Origin of the sequence: Pandoraea eparura, assembly GCF_902459725.1 — a bacterium.
In the GTDB taxonomy this organism is placed as follows: Bacteria; Pseudomonadota; Gammaproteobacteria; order Burkholderiales; family Burkholderiaceae; genus Pandoraea; species Pandoraea eparura.
In genome coordinates this window covers 38,866-59,716 of sequence record NZ_CABPSH010000012.1, presented here as the reverse complement: position 1 = coordinate 59,716, position 20,851 = coordinate 38,866, and the positions used below count along the sequence as shown (strand labels likewise).

The 20,851-nt window shown below is 64.4% G+C and carries 14 protein-coding genes; 3 read left to right on the top strand and 11 right to left on the bottom strand.

All coding sequences use genetic code 11. The features are described from left to right. Nucleotides 1-2: 2 nt before the first annotated feature. The 7 genes from PEP31012_RS19600 to PEP31012_RS19570 all read right to left on the bottom strand — a co-directional run bounded on the left by PEP31012_RS19600 (nucleotide 3) and on the right by PEP31012_RS19570 (nucleotide 12,557). A complete protein-coding gene (locus PEP31012_RS19600; protein ID WP_150590975.1) occupies nucleotides 3-1,271 on the bottom strand; it encodes an MFS transporter in 1,269 nt (422 codons plus the stop codon). A 10-nt stretch (nucleotides 1,272-1,281) separates the two neighbouring features. After that, complete coding sequence (locus tag PEP31012_RS19595) at nucleotides 1,282-2,085, bottom strand: peptidylprolyl isomerase (RefSeq protein WP_150590974.1); 804 nt, start codon at nucleotides 2,083-2,085, stop codon at nucleotides 1,282-1,284. 92 nt (nucleotides 2,086-2,177) lie between these two features. Then, nucleotides 2,178-2,861 (bottom strand): respiratory nitrate reductase subunit gamma, encoded by a 684-nt coding sequence (gene narI, locus PEP31012_RS19590; RefSeq protein WP_150590973.1) that lies wholly within the window; start codon nucleotides 2,859-2,861, stop codon nucleotides 2,178-2,180. A gap of 24 nt (nucleotides 2,862-2,885) precedes the next feature. Then, complete coding sequence (narJ, locus tag PEP31012_RS19585; protein WP_150590972.1) at nucleotides 2,886-3,611, bottom strand: nitrate reductase molybdenum cofactor assembly chaperone; 726 nt, start codon at nucleotides 3,609-3,611, stop codon at nucleotides 2,886-2,888. A 1-nt stretch (nucleotide 3,612) separates the two neighbouring features. After that, nucleotides 3,613-5,139 carry a nitrate reductase subunit beta gene (gene narH, locus PEP31012_RS19580; protein WP_150590971.1) on the bottom strand — a complete coding sequence of 509 codons (1,527 nt, stop codon included), beginning with the start codon at nucleotides 5,137-5,139 and terminating at the stop codon, nucleotides 3,613-3,615. After that, entirely contained in the window at nucleotides 5,136-8,897 is a 3,762-nt protein-coding gene (locus tag PEP31012_RS19575) for a nitrate reductase subunit alpha (RefSeq protein ID WP_150590970.1), read from the bottom strand. Before PEP31012_RS19575 ends, narH begins: the two co-directional genes overlap by 4 nt. 348 nt (nucleotides 8,898-9,245) lie before the next feature. Continuing rightward, the gene (locus PEP31012_RS19570; RefSeq protein ID WP_150590969.1) at nucleotides 9,246-12,557 is read right to left on the bottom strand and encodes a deaminase domain-containing protein; all 3,312 of its coding nucleotides are present in this window, start codon (nucleotides 12,555-12,557) and stop codon (nucleotides 9,246-9,248) included. 437 nt (nucleotides 12,558-12,994) lie between these two features. On the opposite strand from PEP31012_RS19570, the gene chrA reads away from it, so the two are divergent. Further along, nucleotides 12,995-14,155, top strand: coding sequence for a chromate efflux transporter (chrA, locus tag PEP31012_RS19565; protein WP_246171393.1), 1,161 nt, complete (start codon nucleotides 12,995-12,997; stop codon nucleotides 14,153-14,155). A gap of 62 nt (nucleotides 14,156-14,217) precedes the next feature. On the opposite strand, the gene epsC is transcribed toward chrA, so the two are convergent. The 3 genes from epsC to PEP31012_RS19550 form a co-directional block, all read right to left on the bottom strand. Continuing rightward, complete coding sequence (epsC, locus tag PEP31012_RS19560; protein WP_150590968.1) at nucleotides 14,218-15,159, bottom strand: serine O-acetyltransferase EpsC; 942 nt, start codon at nucleotides 15,157-15,159, stop codon at nucleotides 14,218-14,220. Nucleotides 15,160-15,474: 315 nt separating this feature from the next. Next, complete coding sequence (locus tag PEP31012_RS19555; RefSeq protein ID WP_150590967.1) at nucleotides 15,475-15,702, bottom strand: hypothetical protein; 228 nt, start codon at nucleotides 15,700-15,702, stop codon at nucleotides 15,475-15,477. Between the two features lie 84 nt (nucleotides 15,703-15,786). Then, a complete protein-coding gene (locus PEP31012_RS19550; protein WP_150590966.1) occupies nucleotides 15,787-16,677 on the bottom strand; it encodes a LysR substrate-binding domain-containing protein in 891 nt (296 codons plus the stop codon). A gap of 93 nt (nucleotides 16,678-16,770) precedes the next feature. Between PEP31012_RS19550 and PEP31012_RS19545 the strand changes: the two genes are divergently transcribed. After that, nucleotides 16,771-18,072: an aspartate aminotransferase family protein gene (locus PEP31012_RS19545; protein ID WP_150590965.1), complete on the top strand. Its 1,302-nt coding sequence runs from the start codon at nucleotides 16,771-16,773 to the stop codon at nucleotides 18,070-18,072. Between the two features lie 304 nt (nucleotides 18,073-18,376). After that, nucleotides 18,377-20,569 carry a TonB-dependent receptor gene (locus PEP31012_RS19540; RefSeq protein ID WP_150590964.1) on the top strand — a complete coding sequence of 731 codons (2,193 nt, stop codon included), beginning with the start codon at nucleotides 18,377-18,379 and terminating at the stop codon, nucleotides 20,567-20,569. A 69-nt stretch (nucleotides 20,570-20,638) separates the two neighbouring features. Here the strand turns inward: PEP31012_RS19540 and PEP31012_RS19535 are convergent, their stop codons facing one another. Further along, nucleotides 20,639-20,848, bottom strand: a complete 210-nt coding sequence (locus PEP31012_RS19535; protein WP_150590963.1) for a tautomerase family protein — start codon at nucleotides 20,846-20,848, stop codon at nucleotides 20,639-20,641. Nucleotides 20,849-20,851: the final 3 nt, after the last annotated feature.

Below are 20,851 nucleotides of genomic sequence, written 5' to 3'. Positions count from 1 at the left end.
GCCTACATCACCCGTGCGCGCCGCACTTCAGCGAGATAGATCAGGATCAGCGAGACCCACACGACGCCGTACATCAGCATGAAGCAGCTCGAGCGGATCTTGAGAATGTCGAGCAGCGCGCCGAACAGAATCGGCAGCAGAAAGCCGCCCAGACCGCCGGCCAACCCCACGATACCGGTTACCACGCCCATGGTCTCGGGAAACTCGTCGGCCACGTACTTGAACGTCGATGCCATCCCGAACGCGAACACAGCGCCCAGCACGAATGCGAGCATCACAAACCCCACCACGGACACGCTGATGTGGAACGTTTGCGGCCCCTGGATCGTGTAGATCACGAAATCGGTCTTCGGATACGACAGCACGAACAAGCAGATCCACGCCACCCACAGGCACCACCAGGTGACCGCATGCGCGCCGAATTTGTCGGCGAGCACGCCACCGACCGCGCGCAACACCGAGCCGGGCAGCGAAAACCCCGCTGCCACCGCCGCCGCCATCACCACCGTCATGCCGTATTCGGCCTTGAGATACTGGGGAATCCACAGCGACAATGCCGTGAAACCGCCGAAGGTAATCGAGTAGTACTGACACAGCCGCCACACGCGCACATTGCCCAACACCTTGAACGACGCCAGGATCGAGCCGCCCTTCTTCCCGGCGCCTGGGTCCGGTGCGGACACCAGCCAGAAGATCACAGCCGTCGCGAGCAGCACGACCGCGTAGATGCGTGGGACCGCTCGCCAACCGTACGCGGCCTCCAAGCTAGGCGTGATGAACAGGTTGACGGCCGCGCCAACCGTGCCCGCCCCGAAAAAGCCCATCGCGAATCCGCGTCGGGCCGGTGGGAAGAAGCGCGCAACATAGGGTGTGCCCACCGCGAACGATGCGCCCACGCACCCAAGAAACAGCCCGATGACGAGGAACTGCCACAACTGCGTCGCGTAGCTGATGATATACACGGGAATCGCGCACGTCACCAGCAACACCGTCATCACGATGCGTCCGCCGAAGCGATCCGTCCAGATACCGAGCGGCAGGCGCATCACCGCACCGGTCAGCACCGGCGTGGCCGTCAGCAGACCGAACTCCGTGCTGTTCAGGCCGAGATCTTCGCGCAACTGAATGCCCAGCACACCAAACATCATCCAGACCACGAAGCAAACGAGAAAAGCGAACGTACTCACGAACAACACCGAGTACGCCTTGGCGCCCGGCGCGGGTTGATGAGCGGCGACAGACGGCGACGCGCTGACGTGTGCGGTATCCATGGAGACTCCGTTATTGAACGAGCGGCCCGTCGGCGCCCGCAAAGCTCACGCCTTCCAGGTCGGCTTGCGCGGCAAGCAACTGCACGTACTGGCGCGTGGCGCGCAGGCGCACCTGCTCCGTGAGCATCGTGGCGATGTCGTCCTGCACGGCTTCGAACGGCATCAACCTACCCGGCACCCGGTGATCGATTCGCACCAGATGAAACCCGAAGCGGGTTTTGATCAGACGCGGCAGCACGCCCAGCTCGTCCGAATCGAATATGCCTTGCGCGAACTCCGGCACGCAGCTCGTGCGCTCGAGCTGCCCAAGGCTCCCGCCCACTTGCGCGGACGGACAGTTCGACCGCTCGGCGGCCATCGCCTCGAATTGGTCAGGCGCTTGCAGGATCGCGTTGAGCGTCTCTTCTGCCTTGGCGCGCACCAACGCGAGCGGCGCCCGGCCGGTCACACCGAACAGGATATGGCTTGCGTGCACCAGTTCGCCGCTGGTGAAGCGCTCGCGATGCTGATCGTAATAGCGACGCGACTCCTCGACGGTGGCCACGGGCGTGGCGACTTCCTTCGCGAATACCGCATCGGCCATCGCGTCGGGCCGGTCGGCGTCCACCGCCAGGCCCAGCTCGACGGCGCGTTGCCGCAACAGCTCGCGAATCGCGAGCGCGTAGCGGGCCGTCGTCTCGGCATCGGCCGTCGGGGCGACGCCCTCGGCCGGGGCGGCGGCGAGTTCCGCCACCGCCTCGTCAATGGCGCTCGCGAGAATCTCGACACCGTTCACGCGCAGCGGTGTGCGTACGTCTGTCAACAAGGTTGGCATGTTGAAGGTCCTTGGCCGCCGGGGCGGCTATCGACGTGGATCCACGCAGGTCGACCGGATCGACCGGTGATGACAGTAAAGCGCGCCGCGCCTTAGCGCTTGCGCACCAGTTGATACGGCCGGATCAAATAGGCCACCGAGGCCAGCCCGCTCCAGATGTGGACCATGCGCGTGAACGGCGACACGAGGAAGATCGTGAAGCCGAGCGCGATATGCGCGCGGTAGGTCAGCGGCACGCCTTCGAGCAGGGCGGCCACGCCCGGCTGGAACGTCACGACGCCTTTCACGTAATCGGTCAGTTGCTCGAACATCGCGCCGTCCATGTGCCGCATCGAGAGCAACACCGTACCGAGTCCAAGCGCGAGCTGAATCCAGAGCATGAACACGATGACGAGGTCCCAGGTCCGGCTCGTGGCACGTACGCGAGGCGTGCCGATGCGACGGGCAATGAGAATCGTCAGGCCGATGATGGCAACCACGCCCGCGGCCCCGCCGCCGACCATCGCGATCAACTGGTGCTGCGACGCCGTCAGGAACGGCGAGACGAGCCAGTGCGGTGCCAGAAACCCGGCGAAATGCCCCGCGACGACAACCAGTACGCCCCAGTGGAACAGGTTGCTGCCCAGGCGCAACATGCCGTGCTTGAGCAACTGCGACGAATCGCTTTTCCACGAATACTGCTCGCGATCGAAGCGGATCAGGCTGCCGATGAGCAGCACCGTCAGGCAAATGTACGGATAGATGCCAAACAGAAACTGATGAAAGAATGCTTGCATGGTCACACTCCTTGCGTTCCGGACTCAGCGCCCGGGGCGACGCGCATGAAACTGGATCGGTTCGCCAACGGTGCTGCCCTGACCGCCTGGATGGCCGGCGCCCATGAAGCGCACGGGGGCATCTTGATAGCTGGCATCGATGGCCTCGTAGTCCGCCGCTCGCGGAATGTGCGAGGCGTCGTCGACATGTTCAGGTGACGCCTGTGGCTCGCGTTGCGCCGTTGTCGCCCCCGTCAGCCAGAGCAGCGCGCGCGTGAGTCCGGCATAGGGGGATCCGCGCTTCGCCAGCCCGGCGTCGATGGCCTGCAAAAGATGCTCGATGTCCTTCAGACGCGCCAGGCCTTCCGATTCCGGCAGAATCCCGACGTATTCAAGAAACGCGGGCAAATAGTCAGGCAGTTCACCGGGCGACAGATAGATGCCGCTGCGCTCGTAGGTCTGCATGAGGTCGACCATCGCCTGCCCGCGATCGCGCGACTCGCCGTAGACATGTTCGAACAGGTAGAGCGACGTCACGCGGCCACGGTCGAACTGCGCCACGTAGTTCTCCTGCAGCGTGAGCAAATCGCGCTCGCGCCAGTAGGCAAAGAACGCATCAAGCTCGCGCCGTGCGGCGCCGCCAATGCGGGGGCTGTCGAGCAATGTCTGCTCGATCTCGGGCAACGCGAGGGCCACCTCGTCGTCCGGGTAGTGCAGCAAGGCACCGAGCAGGCGGCACTGCAAGCCGAGCGGGGTATCGGGGGCGGACATGTCAAATCTCCTGAATCGGAATGGTCCGCTTGTTCTTCTTGACCGGGTTGAACAGGTTGCCAGTGTCGTTGCCCGACGAGCATCCGTTGCCGAACGAGAAGCCGCACTCGCCATGCATGTCGAACGCGTTTTCGGCGTATTCGCGGTGGGCGGTCGGAATCACGAACCGGTCTTCGTAGTTGGCGATCGCCAGATACCGGTACATCGACTCCACCTGGGCGACGGACAGGCCCGCCTGGGCCAGCACGTCGTCCGCCTGCACGCCGTCGACATGCCGTGCGCGCATGAACGCGCGCATGGCGAGCAGACGCTCGAGCGCCAGCTTGACGGGCGCTTCATCGCCGGCGGTCAGCAAGTTCGCGAGATAGCGCAGCGGAATGCGCAGCGATGCCACGTCGGGTAGCGCGCCGTTCATGCCGAGGTCGCCGCTGTTGGCCGCGGCGTTGATCGGCGAGAGCGGCGGCACGTACCAGACCATCGGCAACGTGCGATATTCCGGGTGCAGCGGGAACGCGATGCGCCAATCGACCGCCATCTTGTACACGGGCGACGCCTTGGCGCCTTCGATCCACGCGTCGGGCACGCCGTCGAGCCTCGCCTGCGCGATCACTGCCGGATCGTTGGGGTCCAGAAACACCGACAACTGCGACTCGTACAGGTCTTTCTCGTCGGCGACGCCCGCCGCCTCGCTGATGCGGTCCGCGTCATAGAGCAGCACGCCGAGATAGCGGATGCGGCCCACGCACGTCTCCGAGCAGACAGTCGGCTGGCCGGCTTCGATGCGCGGGTAGCAGAAGATGCACTTCTCGGCCTTGCCGCTGTGCCAGTTGTAGTAGATCTTCTTGTAAGGGCAGCCCGACACGCACATGCGCCAGCCGCGGCATTTGTCCTGGTCGACGAGCACGATGCCGTCTTCCTCGCGCTTGTAGATCGAGCCGGACGGGCACGATGCCACACATGCCGGGTTCAGGCAGTGTTCGCACAGGCGCGGCAGGTACATCATGAAGGTGTTCTCGAACTGGCCGTAGATATCCTTTTGCACCGCTTCGAAGTTGTAGTCCTGCGAGCGCTTGGCGAACTCGCCGCCGAGAATCTCTTCCCAGTTCGGTCCCCACTCGATCTTCTCCATGCGCTCGCCGGTGACCAGCGAGCGTGGCCGCGCCACCGGCATGGCTTTTGCCTCTGAGGCCGTTTGCAGATGGCCGTAGTCGAACGTGAACGGCTCGTAGTAATCGTCGATCTCCGGCAGATGCGGATTGGCGAAGAGACTCGCGAGCAGCCTGAGCTTGCCGCCCTGCAGCGGTTCGAGCTTGCCGTTGGCCTTGCGCGTCCAGCCGCCGCGCCAGCGCTTCTGGTTCTCCCAGTCCTTCGGGTAGCCGATGCCCGGCTTGGTCTCGACGTTGTTGAACCAGGCGTATTCCATGCCCTCGCGGCTGGTCCAGACGTTCTTGCAGGTGATCGAGCAGGTATGGCAACCGATGCACTTGTCCAGATTGAGCACCATGGCAATCTGCGCACGCACTTTCATTGGCGTTCTCCGGTCGGGGGCACGAGCACCTGGTCGGCGGTATCGTCGAGCCAGTCGATACGATTCATCTTGCGCACTACCAGGAATTCGTCGCGGTTCGAACCGACGGTGCCGTAGTAGTTGAAGCCGTACGAGAGCTGGGCATAGCCGCCAATCATGTGCGTCGGCTTGACGCTGATGCGCGTGACCGAGTTGTGAATGCCGCCGCGCGTACCGGTAATCTCCGAACCCGGGGTGTTCACAATCTTCTCCTGTGCGTGATACATCATCACCGCCCCGCTCGGAATCCGCTGACTCACCACCGCACGGGCGCACAAGGCACCGTTCGCGTTGAAGCACTCGATCCAGTCGTTGTCGACGATGTCCAGCTCGCGGGCGTCGTTCTCCGACATCCACACGATCGGTCCGCCGCGCGACATCGTCAGCATCAGCAGGTTGTCGGTGTAGGTGCTGTGGATGCCCCATTTTTGGTGCGGCGTGAGGAAGTTGAGCACCTTTTCGGGATTGCCGTTGCTGCGCTGACCGAGCATGTGCGCGTAACTGCCCGTGTCGATGGGCGGCTTGTACACGCACAGCGACTCGCCGAATGCGCGCATCCACGGATGGTCCTGGTAGAGCTGCTGGCGCCCGCTCAACGTGCGCCATGGCACGAGTTCATGGACGTTGACGTAGCCGGCGTTGTACGACACGTGCTCCGATTCGATCCCACTCCAGGTGGGCGACGAAATGATCTTGCGCGGCTGCGCCTGAATGTCGCGGAAGCGAATTTTCTCGTCTGCCCTTGATTGCGCGAGATGCTCGTGTGACAGGCCCGTCACTTTCCCGAGCGCCTGCCACGCCCGCACGGCCACCTCGCCGTTGGTCTCGGGAGCGAGCGTGAGGATGACCTCGGCGGCGTCGAGCGCCGAGTCGATGCGCGGCCGGCCCTTCGATACCCCGTCATCCGAGACTGGGTAGTTGAGCTTGCCGAGCAGGTCGATCTCCTCGTGCGTCTGCCACTGAATGCCCTTGCCGCCATTGCCGAGCGAATCCATCAGCGGGCCGAGCGACGTGAACTTCCGGTAAGTGTTCGGATAGTCGCGCTTGACGACGACCACACCTTGCGCCGTCTTGCCCGGCACCGGGTCGCACTGCCCCGCGCCCCAGTCCTTCACCTCGTACGGCTGGGCAAGTTCACCGGGCGCATCGTGGGCGATGGGCGCGAGCACCACGTCCGTCTCGTCGCCGAGATGGCCGTCGCACAGTTCCGAGAAGCGCTTCGCGATGCCCTTGAATATCTCCCAGTCGCTGCGGGCCTGCCACGCGGGGTCGACGGCGGCCGAGAGCGGGTGAATGAACGGATGCATGTCGGACGTGTTCAGATCGTCCTTCTCGTACCACGTGGCCGTGGGCAGCACGATGTCGGAGTACATGCACGTGGTGGACATCCGGAAGTCCAGCGTCACGAGCAGGTCCAGCTTTCCCTTGGGCGCGTCGTCGCGCCATTTGACTTCTTCCGGACGGGCGCCGTGACTTTTGCCGATGTCGTCGCCCTGCACGCCGTGCGTGGTGCCCAGCAGATGCTTCAGGAAGTACTCGTGCCCCTTGCCCGACGACCCGAGCAGATTCGAGCGCCACACGAACAAGTTGCGCGGGAAGTTGTCTGGATGGTCCGGATCGGTACACGCCATGCGCAGCGAGCCGTCCTTGAGAGCGCTCGCCACATGCTGCCCGGCCTTGGACGGATCGGGCAGCGAGCGGCCGACATCGAGCGGATTGGTTTGCAGTTGCGGCGCCGTCGGCAGCCAGCCCATGCGCTCGGCGCGCACGTTGTAGTCGATGGGGCGCCCGTGGAACGGGGTCTTGTCCGCGAGCGGCGAGAGCAGGCCCGACGGATCGCTGTTGTCGTAGCGCCACTGGTCGGTGTGCGCATAGAAGTACGACGTCGCGTTCATCTGGCGCGGCGGACGGTGCCAGTCAAGACCGAACGCCAGCGGCGTCCAGCCCGTTTGCGGGCGGAGTTTCTCCTGGCCGACATAATGCGACCAGCCGCCGCCGGATTTCCCGATGCACCCACACATCACCAGCATATTGATGATCGCGCGGTACGACATGTCCATGTGGAACCAGTGATTGATCCCGGCCCCGATGATCACCATCGACTTGCCCTGCGTCTTGTGGGCGTTCTCGGCGAACTGGCGCGCCACCGAAATCACGTCTTCCCGCTTGACGCCGGTAATGGCTTCCTGCCATGCGGGGGTGTACGGCACGTCGTCGTCGTAGGTGTGCGCAATATGCTCGCCGCCGAGGCCCTGATCGAGCCCGTAGTTCGCAATGAACAGGTCGTAGACGGTCGCTACCAGCACTTCGCCTTCGGTCGTCTGGACGCGGCGCACACCGACATTGCGGCGTTGCACCGAGGCGTGCGACGTGCACGTGAAATGCGCGTGCGGCTGGTTGCCGAAGTAAGGGAAGAGCACGGGCACGACCTCGTCGTGGCCCGCCACCAGCGAGAGACGCGGCTGGATCGGCTTACCGTCCGGGCCCTCTTCGCGCAGGTTCCACTTGCCCTGGTTGGCGTTGTCGCCTTGTGCCCAGCGATAGCCGATCGAGCCCACCGGCGCGACGAACTCACCACTCAACTCGTCAATCACCACCGTCTTCCAGTCGGCGTTGTGCGGTTGGCCCAGCGCGCCGTCGAAATCGGCCGCGCGCAGTTGGCGCTCGGGCACATAGCCGTCGCCCTGTTTGACCATCCGGACGAGACACGGCATGTCCGTGAAACGCCGGCAGTAATCGATGAAATAATCGCTCTTGCCGGCCAGATGGAACTCGTTGAGGATCACGTGTCCCATGGCGAGCGCCAGCGCGGCATCGGTGCCCTGTTTCGGATGCAGCCACAGGTCGCCGAACTTCGCCCCTTCCGCATAGTCGGGGAAGATCGACACGATCTTCGTGCCCTTGTAGCGCACCTCGGTCATGAAGTGCGCGTCCGGCGTGCGCGTCTGCGGCACGTTCGAGCCCCACATCACGATGAACGTCGAGTTGTACCAGTCGGCCGACTCGGGCACGTCCGTCTGCTCGCCCCACGTTTGCGGCGACGCCGGTGGCAGATCGCAATACCAGTCGTAGAAGCTCAGGCAGACGCCGCCGATCAGCGACAGATAGCGCGCGCCCGCGGCGTACGACACCATCGACATCGCCGGAATCGGCGAAAAGCCGGTGACACGATCCGGGCCATAGCGCTTGACGGTATAGACGTTGGCGGCGGCGACAATTTCGTTGACCTCATCCCACGAAGCGCGCACAAAGCCGCCCAGGCCGCGACGCGTCTGATAGGCACGGCGCGACGCCTCGTTTTCCACGAGGCAGGCCCACGCCTCGACCGGCGCGAGCGACTTGCGCGCTTCGCGCCAGCGCGATACCAGTGCGCTGCGCACGAGCGGATACTTGAGGCGATTGGCGCTGTAGAGATACCAGGAGTATGACGCGCCGCGCGAACAGCCGCGCGGCTCATGGTTCGGCATGTCGGGGCGCGTGCGGGGGTAATCGGTCTGCTGCGTTTCCCAGGTGACGATGCCACCTTTGACATACACCTTCCACGAGCAGGACCCAGTGCAATTGACCCCGTGCGTCGAGCGCACGATCTTATCGAACTGCCAGCGTTGACGGTAAGCGTCTTCCCAGTGGCGGTCTTCATCGGTCGTGGCACCGTGCCCCTCGGAGAACTGGGGACGCGACGACGTGAAAAAACGAAGACGGTCAACGAAGTGACTCATGGCGTTTCCCTGGCGTGAGCCGGCGCATGACAGCGCCGACAGGCGAGCGAGAGCGGGAACGCCACACGATTCCGAAGTGTTGGGGGCCGTTCCCGCCGGCTTAAGGCAACGACTGCGCAGTCGGGTCTTCGATTACGAGGCGATTATTCCCCTTCGCCTGTGACATGTAAAGCGCGTCGCATCGAAGGTTTGCGTTGGCTCAACACGTGTCGATATTTCGTGTAGTGCTATATAAGCCGAGCCCTGATTCTGCTTGCGGTTGGACGCGCCAGTCGGTGGCCCGAGCCGCTATATCCGATTTGATATAGCGGCTCGGGCCCGGTCCGGCGGGTGAACACCTGATCGCGCTTACAGGCTCGAGTGCGCGTGCCGATCGTCCGGGTCGCGCGCGTGCGCGTGGGTTCTCGCTTGCCCGGCTGCCGCGGCCGACGCCGTCACTGCCAGGGGCGCCGGTGTGGTGTCGGGTTGCGTTCGGCGATCGCGCGGCGATGGTGCTACGTAGTAGAAGCGCAACTCGGCGTCGGGATAGTGGTACGGCACCATGGCGAGATTGATGGCGCACGAGTCGCAGAACGGCAGACGCGAGCACAGCACGATCGAACGAACGACGTTCTCGCCCACCGGGTAATCCGCATAGATCTGCGCCAGAATCATCCGCTCCGTATCGAGCGTGCGGGACTGCACTCCGCCCGTGGCGGCGTTGAACGTCGGCAGGTCCGCGTCGGCCATCGCCAGACGCAGTTCAGGCGGCTCGGTGAAAATGACCTCCTGCCCCGAGCGCGCAGCGGTACGCCGTTGGGCGATGACGTTGTGGTCTCGCCGTGCATACGCCCGGCCTGCGTCCACGATGCGCACACTCGGCGTATTCGTGTGCAGCGTGGTGCGCTGGAGGCCCGACAGACAGTAGTAGATCGTTCTCGTGCCGTCGACGAGCGTCACTTCCGCCACCGCGATATTCGCGTTGCGCGAAACCGCGCGCATCCGGTCGCCCACATCGCGTGCCGCGCGCACTGTGCCGCCGGCCAGCGCCTGGATCCCCGACATGCCGGGAAACAGCGTCTCGAATATCGACAACACATCGCGCGTCGTTTCCACGTCGCCGACGAAGGGCAACTGCGACCATACGGCCAACGGGGCGGGACGCGAGACAAAGTCCCTCGCAATCGCATTGATGAACGCGTCGGCTTGTGCCGGGTAGTGCTGCCAGTGGCTCCACAGTCGGTTGAACATCGGCATCAATGACGCATCGATGCCGGGCGGCTGAGAGAAGCCGCTGGCGCCGGGCGATGCCGGTGGCGTTCTGGAGGCGGCTACCCGGTGTTCGATCGCTTGCGTCAGGTCCCGAACCGCTTGCCGCGCCTCGATCACGGACAGCGAAATGTCCTCAAGCCCGCGCCAGACGTCCGCCGGCGACGGTGCCTGCTGCCAGAGCTTGAGATACAACTGCAAAAACGTGCGCGCGTCGCCGTAGGCGATCGTCGGCAGCACCGCTGCATTCTCGGCCGCCGCGCGATGGTGCTGTGCCGTGCGATATGCGCGAATGTCGCGGTGCTTCGCCGGGCGCAAGTGCAGACTCACCCGACGTGACGATTCACCCTCGTCGTTCTCGGGTACGTTGAAACGGTAATAGACGTCGCTCGACAGTCGCACCACGCCATGCAGCGCGCCATCTCGGTCGCGATACGTTCCGAATGGCGCCGCGATGCGCATGTCGCCTAGCGTGAGGCGCACGCGGCGTCCGCCGACAGGGCCCTCAGTCGTCGACTGCTCATAGAAGGACAACTCGCCGTCCAGTTCCGGCGTATACACCGACGGATCGACCAGCGGCGAATCCTGCGAGATGTGCGGTATGCCATGCTCGTCCAACCGCCCCAGGCGCCCAAAGGCAAAGAACACGTGGCCGCCATCCTCCGCTCGAGACAAGCGAGAATAAACGGCGACACGCAGACGCGCGAGTGGCGACGCATCCATCACCTGATGCTGCGTCAGGGTTGCGCCCTGCTCCGTGACCGTGATCTCGCCCGGGCGCTCGGAGTGGCATTCGAGACACATACCGTCGATATCAATCCCGGTGCCGCGCGAGATGCGGCACAGCGCCTCCGGCGCGCGCTCGCGACGGATGTCGTCAAGGGGCCGAAGGTCGGAAGCGTGTTTGCGCGTGTGCGCCACCGTCGCCCCGTACAGCACCCCATCGATGTCGAACACCTTCACGCCGTTCTGCGTCAGGTCCGGGAGGTATTCCACATAGACGTTCGGCGGCAGCGACCATTGCACGCCGCGGCCCAGCGGGCCGGAGAATGGCTCGTGTTTGATGAAGCGCGGCAACGGCGGTGGCGTTGGTGTCGGCGTGGGCTGAGCGGAAGCTGCTATGGGCGTCTCGGGCCACAGGTGCTGGAGCAGCGCGATGGCGTCCTGATGGAGCGTATCGGCGCGCACCATGGCAGCCAGGCACTCGAGCCCGGACATCGTCAGGCGCGAGGCCAATGCGGCAGGCCCGCCGATGTCGTCGGCCGCGTGCCGACGCGAGCGCGTCTCGACATGCACGTCCGACACGCGGCGGCGATCGCGAGGGGCACGCTTCACAACGGTTTCGATCAGTAGCTCGGCGATTTCCTCCATGTCCGGCGAATCCAGGACCGACGAATCGGGATGCGGCCAACCCGCCGAGACAGTGGCGCCCGCGACGGCCAACGCGAACCGGATCTTGTCACCTTCGCCGATCCGGGACTCGATCGACAACCATCGCTCGCCCCAGAATATGGGTCCATAAGTCTCGGCAAGACGCCTCTCACCCACGCTGTCCGCCGAACCGACGTTATGCAACGGTGTGATGATCGCAGGTGCGTCGTGCGAGAGCGAGAGCGCAAACTCGCGCCAGATGCCGTCCGCGCCCCGCAAGTGCAGAGAAATCGCGTGAGATGCGTCGTAGACGATAAGCTTCGGTGGCGAACCCGGCCGCCGCGCACGCTCGACGTACATCGACTTGCGGGTTGGGCGCAGGACCTCGGCATCGGCAAACGCCGCACGCGTTTGCGCGTCCGACGCGGCGACGGATTCCCGAATCAGCGCGACGATGGCGCACTGGATATCCCCTCGGTACGCTTCGAGCCCCGCTCTCAGGGCCTCGCGGCTGTCGGCTGGCGCTGGCGGCCGACCGAGCGACCTGGCGTGCGGCGCCGGCAGGCACTGCGCCATCACACCACCGCCGTCGGGGCGGTAAGGCCATACGCGCAGCAACGCATGAATGCCGGACACTGCGTCCGAATGCGGCAATGCTATCGGTGCGGTGGCTGGACCCGCTTCGATACGAACCTCTCTACGACTGATCGACCGTGGCCCGGCAACGGATGCCCCCGGGGCGACGGCCGCGACCGCCACGCCGGTCGTACAGACAACGGCCAGCAAGCCCAGCGCGAAGGCCGCATTGGGGATCTCGCGGCGCGTTGCGCCAACCGCTGCGCGAGCGACGGGTTCGGTCGACAGCGGTTGCGGGGCCGGACGCAGAGGCGCCTGCGTCTGGACGGCGCGACGACAGGGCATCGACAGACCGGCCCGCCAATCGTCGACGAATGCGGGGCGAGCGATGCCCCGTCTTGTAGGGTGCGTATTGGCGGCCGGTCGATGCGCGTGGTGCGGCATTGCATGATGCAATCGAGTCATTCAGCGTTTCTCCGTGAATTCCGCGGCGTTGTGCGATCGCGAGATTGCGAAAGACAACATCCGCAGCGAGGGGGAACGCTAACGCGGCCCGCGAAGCGGCGATTCCTGAAACGAACCGGCGGTTGTGGCAGGCTTCACCGCTGTCACCGCCCCTGGGGCGAAATTCGGAAATCGCCGTCCGTGCCGCCAATCTCATTCTTGCGATGAACGGCGCTGACCGACAGCGCCTGCGGCTGGCGTGGCGTAAGCTTGCGATGCCCCCAGCGTGCTCGCGTCATGCCGACGTCATGCTGAGGTCACCGCACCGGCGCTATGATGGCGAACTTTGTGCTGCTGGATAACATGAGCTGGAACCCTTGAAAACCGACATCGAGACTGTCCCTGGCCCCTCCACGACGCATCCTCGCGCCGCCCTCGAAGTACTACGCGCGTTTCTCATGCTGGGCCTGACCAGCTTCGGCGGGCCGGTCGCCCACATCGGCTATTTCCGCCGCGAATTCGTGGAGCGGCGTCGCTGGCTCGACGACGCAAGCTTCATCGATCTGGTCGGGTTGTGTCAGTTCCTGCCCGGGCCGGCGAGCAGCCAGGTCGGCTTCTCCCTTGGCCTGCAGCGGGCCGGGTGGCTGGGCGGCATCGCCGCGTGGTGCGGGTTCACGTTGCCGTCGGTGCTGCTGCTCCTCGCCTTTGCCGTTGTGGCGCCGCACCTGGGCGGTCCGGTGGGCGATGGCGTGCTGCATGGCTTGAAGCTCGTGGCGGTCGCCGTCGTCGCGCAGGCCGTCTGGGACATGGCGCGACGACTGTGTCCCGACACGCGACGCGCGGGGATCGCGTTGGCCGCCATGACAGTGCTCGCGTTGACGACCACCCAGTTTGCGCAGCTCATCGTGATCGTGCTGGGTGCGGGGCTTGGGGTTCTGCTGCTGCGCTCGGGCCATGCCATGGCGGCGCCGCCGTTGCCGCTGCCGTTGCCGGCGCGATTCCGAATCTCACGCACGGCGAGCGCCGTGGCGATGATCCTCTTCTGCGCGCTGCTGGCGGGATTGCCATTCGTGCGCCATCTCACCGACGAGCGGGCCGTGGCCATATTCGACGGCTTTTACCGATCCGGGGCGCTGGTGTTCGGCGGAGGCCATGTCGTGCTGCCGTTGCTTCAGGCGCAGACCGTGGCGACGGGATGGCTGTCGAACGGCGACTTCCTGGCCGGGTATGGCGCGGCGCAGGCGGTGCCTGGCCCGCTCTTCACGTTCGCGACATATCTCGGGTGGCTATCGGGGAGCCCTGCGCATCCGTGGCTCGGGGCCGTGCTGGCGACGGTGGGAATCTTTCTTCCCGGGCTGTTGCTCGTCGTGGCTGCGCTGCCGCATTGGCAGGCGTTGCGTGAGCGTGCGTCGACGGCGGCCATGCTTGCCGGGGTGAATGCGGCCGTCGTGGGCATATTGGCCTCGGCGTTGTACTCCCCTGTGTGGACGAGCGCGGTGCACAGTGCCGCAGATTTCGCGGTAGCGGCCATTGCCTTCATGCTGTTGACGCGCTGGAAGGCCCCGCCGCTGGCCGTCGTTGCGCTATGCGCTGTCGCGGGGGCGGCGGGACTTGCCTGACGGGCATCGAGGTTGAATACGGCCTGACCGGTCCGTGCGTGGCGTGGGCCACGCGGGAGGCATCAGGACGATTCGTTATCGCAGCCGGACACCGGGGGCGAGCCCGCCTCCGTACGCGATCGCGCTTGCGTGATGTTGCTGAACGGCGGAACGTCTTGTGTTAGCCAGACGTTACCGCCGATCACCGAGCCTTGTCCGATAGTGACCCGACCGAGAATCGTGGCACCGGCGTAGATGACCACGTTGTCTTCCACGATCGGGTGACGCGGCAGGCCCTTGCGCGGATTGCCGTCGTCGTCGGCCGGGAAGCGCTTGGCGCCGAGCGTGACGGCTTGGTAGACACGCACGCGCTCGCCGAGAATGGCGGTTTCCCCGATGACCACCCCCGTCCCGTGATCGATGAAGAAGCCGGCGCCGATTTGGGCGCCTGGGTGAATATCGATCCCCGTTTCCGAATGGGCTTGCTCGGCGATGATACGGGCGAGCAGTGGCAATTCGAGTCGATAGAGTTCGTGGGCGACGCGGTGGTGAATCATCGCGTGGATGCCCGGGTAGCAGATCAACACCTCGTCGACGCTGCCGGCGGCGGGATCGCCTTGATAGGCGGCGAGCACGTCACGGTCGAGCAATTCGCGGATCGCCGGGAGCCGTTGGGCAAATTGCTGAATGGTGGCGTGGGCGCGTTCCTCGATGAGCGCGGGCGTGAGGTTGGCGTCATGGCGTGCCTTGTGGCGCCATTCCATGCGGGCTTGTTCGGCCAGGCCGTTGAGCACGCTGGTCAGTGTGTGACCGACGTAATAGTTCTCGCCTTGCTGGTGCAGGTCGGGCGGCCCGAGGCGCATCGGAAAGAGCACGCCTTTTAGGGCGCCGATGATGTCGGCGAGGTGTTCACGGGAGGGCAGATCGCGTCCGCCGGATTCGAGGAGGCGGCGTTGGCCGTCGCGCCAGCGCAGGCGAGCCGAATGCAGGGAGGAGACGATATCGTCGATGTCGAAAGCGGCCACGAGGGGGGAACTCCTGAAAAGCGGGTACCGGGGACGGTGTCGTCGCCGAAAAGCGAAAGAAAACGGAGTGCCGGAAAGCGCACGGACCAAAGAAGGATAACGGGTTTCCAAAGCACCAGTGTCGAAGTGGTTTCTCCGGACGGTGCGGGGCTTGAGTCGTTGGGTGGAGGGACAGCGGGCGTGGAGGGGGACGGACCGATGACGGCGGCGGAAGTTGGGTGAATACCAAGCATGCCGAGCAGTTTCACGCCGGACGCGGCATGCTGATCGATTTTGGCGAAGGCGGGAGCGCCCGCCCTCGCCCGGCGCCGCCCCTTACAGCGCCCGCTTGACGGTGCGCGCCGCGCCCGAAATATCCTGCCCGACGCCATCGACCGTATTGCAGCCCGCCAACGAGAGCAGCGAACCAACCACCAGGAAAACCGCCAAAATACGCGCCAACATATCGACCTCAAGACAAAAACGAAATAACCACGAGTTTCCGGCCACCCTCGGAGCCTCCCAAGGCCCGGCACCCGGCTTCTTGTTGATGAGCAGGGACACGACTCCCCCCCCCTCAAAACGTTGCGCAATTGTGCGTCAAATTCGCCTGGACCGGGGCAAACGTGAATACCCCGCGTCCCCGCCCTACAACACCGCCAGCGTCTGCCGGATGTGATCGGCAAACGCAACACTCAACGGGTTCGGACGCGCGCGATCGAACTTTACCGTAATCCCGACCGACGGCAACGTCGGCAACGTATCACCTGTAACAATGCGTAAATCCGCGGGCACCGCCGTCTGCGTCATGACCGCGAGCGCCTGCCCCGAGCGCGCCAGCGCCGTCAATCCCGCCAGATTGCTGCTCGCATAAGCGATGCGGTACGCCCTGCCCGCCCGCGTCAGCGCCTCGCATGCCGCCATATGATCCAGCGTGTCCGGGTCCGATAGCGCCAGCGGCAACGGCACGTCGGGGTTGGACATCACCCCCTCCAGCCCCGGACTACCGATCCACACCAGCGGCTCTCGCCGGATAACGCCGCCCTCGTCCACGCCCGCCGGTAGCGAAATCAACGCCAGATCCAGCGCATGACGCGCCAGTTGCTCCGCCAGACGCGGCGTCGGTTCGCAAATCACCTCGACCAACGCCAGCGGATGCGCCACCGCAAACTCACGCAGCAGGTGGGGCAAGAACGCGGCAGCGTAATCGTCCGGACAACCGAAGCGTATCGTGCCGCGCAACCCCCGGCCCGACATCTCGGCCATTGCCTCGTCGTGCGTCCGCAGAATCCGCTGGGCATGCCCCAGCAAACGCTCTCCAGGACTCGTCAACACCACGCCACGCCCCGTACGCTGCAACAGCGGTTGGTCGACGATCGCTTCCAGACGCTTCATCTGCTGGCTCAACGCCGACTGCGTTCGCGCGACGCGCAGCGCCGCCACGCTGAGCGACCCTGCCTGCGCAATGGCGACAAACGAACGCAGCAGATCGATTTCGAGGGACAGGCCCAAGATATTAGCCTCGCTTCTAGCTTTCATTAGCATTATTCGCTTCCATGAAATCAGAGCGCTGCCTAGACTGCAAGCGGTAAATGCCTCTCCCCATCGCCGTCGCCCATCGGAGACACCTGCATGTCCAAGAACCAAGACGCCGACTTCTGGCGCAACGCCCGGCAGCACCTGATCCGTTACGGCGGCACCTTCGAGCCGATGATCATCGAGCGGGCGCAAGGCAGCTTCGTCTACGACGCCGACGGCCGCGCGATTCTCGACTTCACCTCCGGGCAGATGAGCGCCGTGCTCGGCCACAGCCACCCCGACATCGTCGCTGTCGTCACCGAGTCCATCGCCACCCTCGATCACCTGTTCAGCGGCATGCTCTCCCGCCCCGTGGTCGATCTCGCCACACGGCTCGCCGACATCACCCCCGAGGGTCTCGACCGGGTCATGCTGCTGAGCACCGGCGCCGAGTCGAACGAAGCGGCCATTCGCATAGCCAAACTCGTCACCGGAAAATTCGAAATCGTCGGGTTCGCGCAAAGCTGGCACGGTATGACCGGTGGCGCCGCCGCCGCGACCTACAGCGCAGGACGCAAAGGCGTAGGCCCGGCCGCCGTCGGCTCGTTTGCGATTCCCGCGCCGTTCACCTTTCGTCCCCGCTTCGGCCCGGCCGGCCAGTACGACTACCTCGCCGAACTGGACTACGCGTTCGACCTGATCGATCGACAGTCCAGCGGCAACCTCGCAGCCTTCATCGCGGAACCGATCCTCAGCTCGGGCGGCATCATCGAACTGCCGCCGGGCTATCTCGCGGCGCTCAAGCGCAAGTGCGAGGAACGCGGCATGCTGCTCATTCTCGACGAAGCGCAGACCGGCGTCGGCCGCACCGGCACGATGTTCGCGTTCGAGCGCCACGGCGTCACTCCCGACATCCTGACGCTCTCGAAAACCCTCGGCGCCGGACTGCCGCTCGCCGCCATCGTGACGTCTGCCGAGATCGAGGAGCGCGCCCACGAACGTGGCTACCTCTTCTACACCACGCACGTCTCCGACCCACTGCCCGCCGCCGTCGGCCTGCGCGTGCTCGATGTGGTCGCCCGCGACGCGCTCGTGGCGCGCGCCAACGTCATGGGCGAACGCTTGCGCAATGGATTGCTCGGCCTGATGCAACAATTCGACTGCGTCGGAGATGTGCGTGGCCGCGGCTTGCTGCTCGGGATGGAAATCGTCAAGGACCGGCGCACCAAAGCCCCCGCCAACGAACTCGGCGCAAAGATTACCCGCGAATGCATGAACCTCGGCCTCAGCATGAACATCGTGCAATTGCCCGGCATGGGTGGGGTCTTCCGTATCGCCCCGCCGCTCACGGTCAGCGAGGAAGAAATTGATCTAGGACTGTCCCGGCTCAGTCAGGCCATCGAACACTCACTGTAACGCCCGTCATCCCGCACTATGGTCCGCGTGGCCAACGCCACGCCACCTAACCCCCCGATAATTCACCGCCCCGCTCCCGCACCTCCGTTTTCTCTCGCATCCAGATTCGCGCACCTGGCAAAGCTCCTGCGGTTGCGCCAAAATTTGCAACTCAGTTGCATTGCAATTGAGTTGCATATATTATTCCCGCCACGCGTTTCCCGTCTGAATCAAAACATTCGCCGTCGCCGCGACCGGCGCGCCCGCGTTCGCGTGTGCGTTCGGGGCGAACGGCATCCACACCCAAAGCACATTGAGGATCGGCATGCTTGCCAGCCCCACACGTCCGCGCTTCGGCGCACTCACCCGTCGCGCCCTCGTTGCAGCGACAGCTTCCACATTGGCCACCCATGTATTCGCGCAAACCGCTTCGCCACCAACGGTCACCGACGCCACGCCTACGGGCAACGCAAACGCTTCCCTAGCGACCACGACCGTCTCGGCCAAGCGCCTCGACGCAGCCCGCAACGCGCTCTCACCCGAGACCGGTAGTTCCGTCTACAACTTCGACCAGACGGATATCCAGACGCTGCCGCTCGGCGCGAATACCCCGCTCAATCAAGTCATGCTGCAGGCGCCGGGCGTGGTGCAGGACTCGTATGGTCAATTGCACGTGCGCGGCGACCACGCCAATCTGCAGTACCGCATTGACGGCGTGATCATTCCGGAGGCCATCAGCGGCTTCGGACAAGCTATCGATGCTCGCATTGCGTCGCAAATCAACCTGATCACCGGGGCGCTCCCCGCGCAGTTCGGGTATAGGACGGCGGGCATCGTCGACATCCGCACCAAAGGCTCCCCCGGCCTGGAAGATGAGACGGGCGAGCCTCCCAAGGCCTTCGGGGGCGAAGTCGGTGTCGTGTTCGGCAGTCATGCCGACCGCGAGGCCAACACACAGCTCTACGGGACCAAGGGGGCGCTTAGCTACTACTTCAGCACCCGTGTGTCCGCCAACGACATGGGCATCGAGAATCCGACAGGGGATCGCAACGCAATTCACGACCACACGAATCAGACGAACGCGTTCGGCGTGATGTCCTATCTGCTCAATACCGATAACCGCGTCTCCTTCATCTTCGGCACGGCCAACAATCGCTTCGAGATCCCGAACCTGCAGGGCGTTGCACCTGCGTATACGCTTGACAACGGCTCGATTCCCGATTCGGCAAGTCTTAATGCCCATCAACAGGAACGCACCGATTTCCAGGTGCTGTCCTGGCAGAGCCATCTGTCGTCGAAGCTTGACACGCAGATCTCGCTGTTCCACCGTACGAGCCGCGTCGATTACACGCCCGATCCCATCGGCGATCTCGCCTACAACGGGGTTGCGGCCAATATCGCGCGGCGCAATGAAGCCTACGGCTTGCAAGCCGACAGCAGCTACAAGCTCACCGATCGACACACATTGCGTTCTGGTCTGTTCTTGCAGCAGGAACAGTTCGGCGTGAACAATACGTCGAGTGTGTTTCCTGCCGTGGACGGCCAGCAGTCGAGCGGCACCCCGCTGACCATTGTCGACAACGCCAGCGCGCGTGGCACCACCTACGGCATGTATCTGCAGGATGAATGGAAGGCCACCGATCGCCTCACCGTCAACTACGGCGCGCGCTACGATCACGTCAACACGGTCACCGACGAGGGGCAGCTATCGCCCCGACTGGGCCTGACCTACGACCTGACAAGCCGCACCCGGGTTCATGCGGGCTACGCCCGGTACTTCACGCCGCCGGCCACCGAGAAAATCGATACGACCTCGGTCTCGAAATTCCTCAACACCACCAACGCGTTGCCATCCGACGCGAACACCGCAGTGCTTGCCGAGCGCTCCGACTACTTCGATCTTGGTATCTCGCATCAGCTGACGTCGTCGATCACCGTCGGCCTCGACGCCTACTACCGCCGCGTGCGCCATCTGCAGGACGAAGGGCAATTCGGCAACGCCCTGATCTATTCCACGTTCAACTACAACAAAGGCCGCATCTACGGCGTGGAAGGCACACTCAACTATCGTCAGGGCAACGTCGGCGCGTATCTGAACGTGGCCCTCTCGCGCGCGATGGGGCAAGGCATTGAAACAGGCCAATTCAACTTCGACGCCGACGAACTGGCCTACATCAACAGCCATTGGGTGCACCTGGATCACGACCAGCAAGTGACGGCGTCGGCCGGCGTGTCGTATCAGTGGGGGCCGACACTGCTCTCGGCCGACGCGCTCTTCGGCTCTGGCCTGCGTAGCGGGTTCGCCAACGCGGAACACCTGCCGGCGTACCTCCAGATCAACCTAGGTGTCGGGCAAAAGGTGGACCTGCCGGGGCTTGGCCGCTTCAACGTAAAGCTCTCGGTCATCAACCTCTTCGACCGTGTCTACGAGCTTCGCGACGGCACCGGCATCGGCGTGGGGGCGCCGCAGTTCGGACCTCGCCGCACGTTCTATCTGGCCATGTCCAAGCCGTTCTGATGACGCACGCGCCGCTGCCCGCCGCTCGGGCGGCGGCGCGTTGCGTAGCCCGCCTCGTTACGACAGGACTCACGCTTCGAGTGGCAGTTGTCGAACGACCGTCGTGGTTTGGCCCGCATAGCCCCAGTTGTCCGTGTCGATCTCCTCGATCACGATGTGCGTGAGGTGTGGCGGCTTGTGCAACACGCGCTCCAGCGTTTCGGTGACTTCGCGGATCACCTGTGCTTTCTGCTCGGCGGTATTTCCTTCCCGGGTGATACGAATGCTGACGAACGGCATGAC

Bases quoted from the DNA above. Each gene is read 5' to 3' on its own strand.
- PEP31012_RS19600 (WP_150590975.1), bottom strand. From the start codon at position 1,271: ATGGATACCGCACACGTCAGCGCGTCGCCGTCTGTCGCCGCTCATCAA.
- PEP31012_RS19595 (WP_150590974.1), bottom strand. From the start codon at position 2,085: ATGCCAACCTTGTTGACAGACGTACGCACACCGCTGCGCGTGAACGGT.
- narI (WP_150590973.1), bottom strand. From the start codon at position 2,861: ATGCAAGCATTCTTTCATCAGTTTCTGTTTGGCATCTATCCGTACATT.
- narJ (WP_150590972.1), bottom strand. From the start codon at position 3,611: ATGTCCGCCCCCGATACCCCGCTCGGCTTGCAGTGCCGCCTGCTCGGT.
- narH (WP_150590971.1), bottom strand. From the start codon at position 5,139: ATGAAAGTGCGTGCGCAGATTGCCATGGTGCTCAATCTGGACAAGTGC.
- PEP31012_RS19575 (WP_150590970.1), bottom strand. From the start codon at position 8,897: ATGAGTCACTTCGTTGACCGTCTTCGTTTTTTCACGTCGTCGCGTCCC.
- PEP31012_RS19570 (WP_150590969.1), bottom strand. From the start codon at position 12,557: ATGACTCGATTGCATCATGCAATGCCGCACCACGCGCATCGACCGGCC.
- chrA (WP_246171393.1), top strand. From the start codon at position 12,995: ATGCTGGGCCTGACCAGCTTCGGCGGGCCGGTCGCCCACATCGGCTAT.
- PEP31012_RS19550 (WP_150590966.1), bottom strand. From the start codon at position 16,677: ATGAAAGCTAGAAGCGAGGCTAATATCTTGGGCCTGTCCCTCGAAATC.
- PEP31012_RS19545 (WP_150590965.1), top strand. From the start codon at position 16,771: ATGTCCAAGAACCAAGACGCCGACTTCTGGCGCAACGCCCGGCAGCAC.
- PEP31012_RS19540 (WP_150590964.1), top strand. From the start codon at position 18,377: ATGCTTGCCAGCCCCACACGTCCGCGCTTCGGCGCACTCACCCGTCGC.
- PEP31012_RS19535 (WP_150590963.1), bottom strand. From the start codon at position 20,848: ATGCCGTTCGTCAGCATTCGTATCACCCGGGAAGGAAATACCGCCGAG.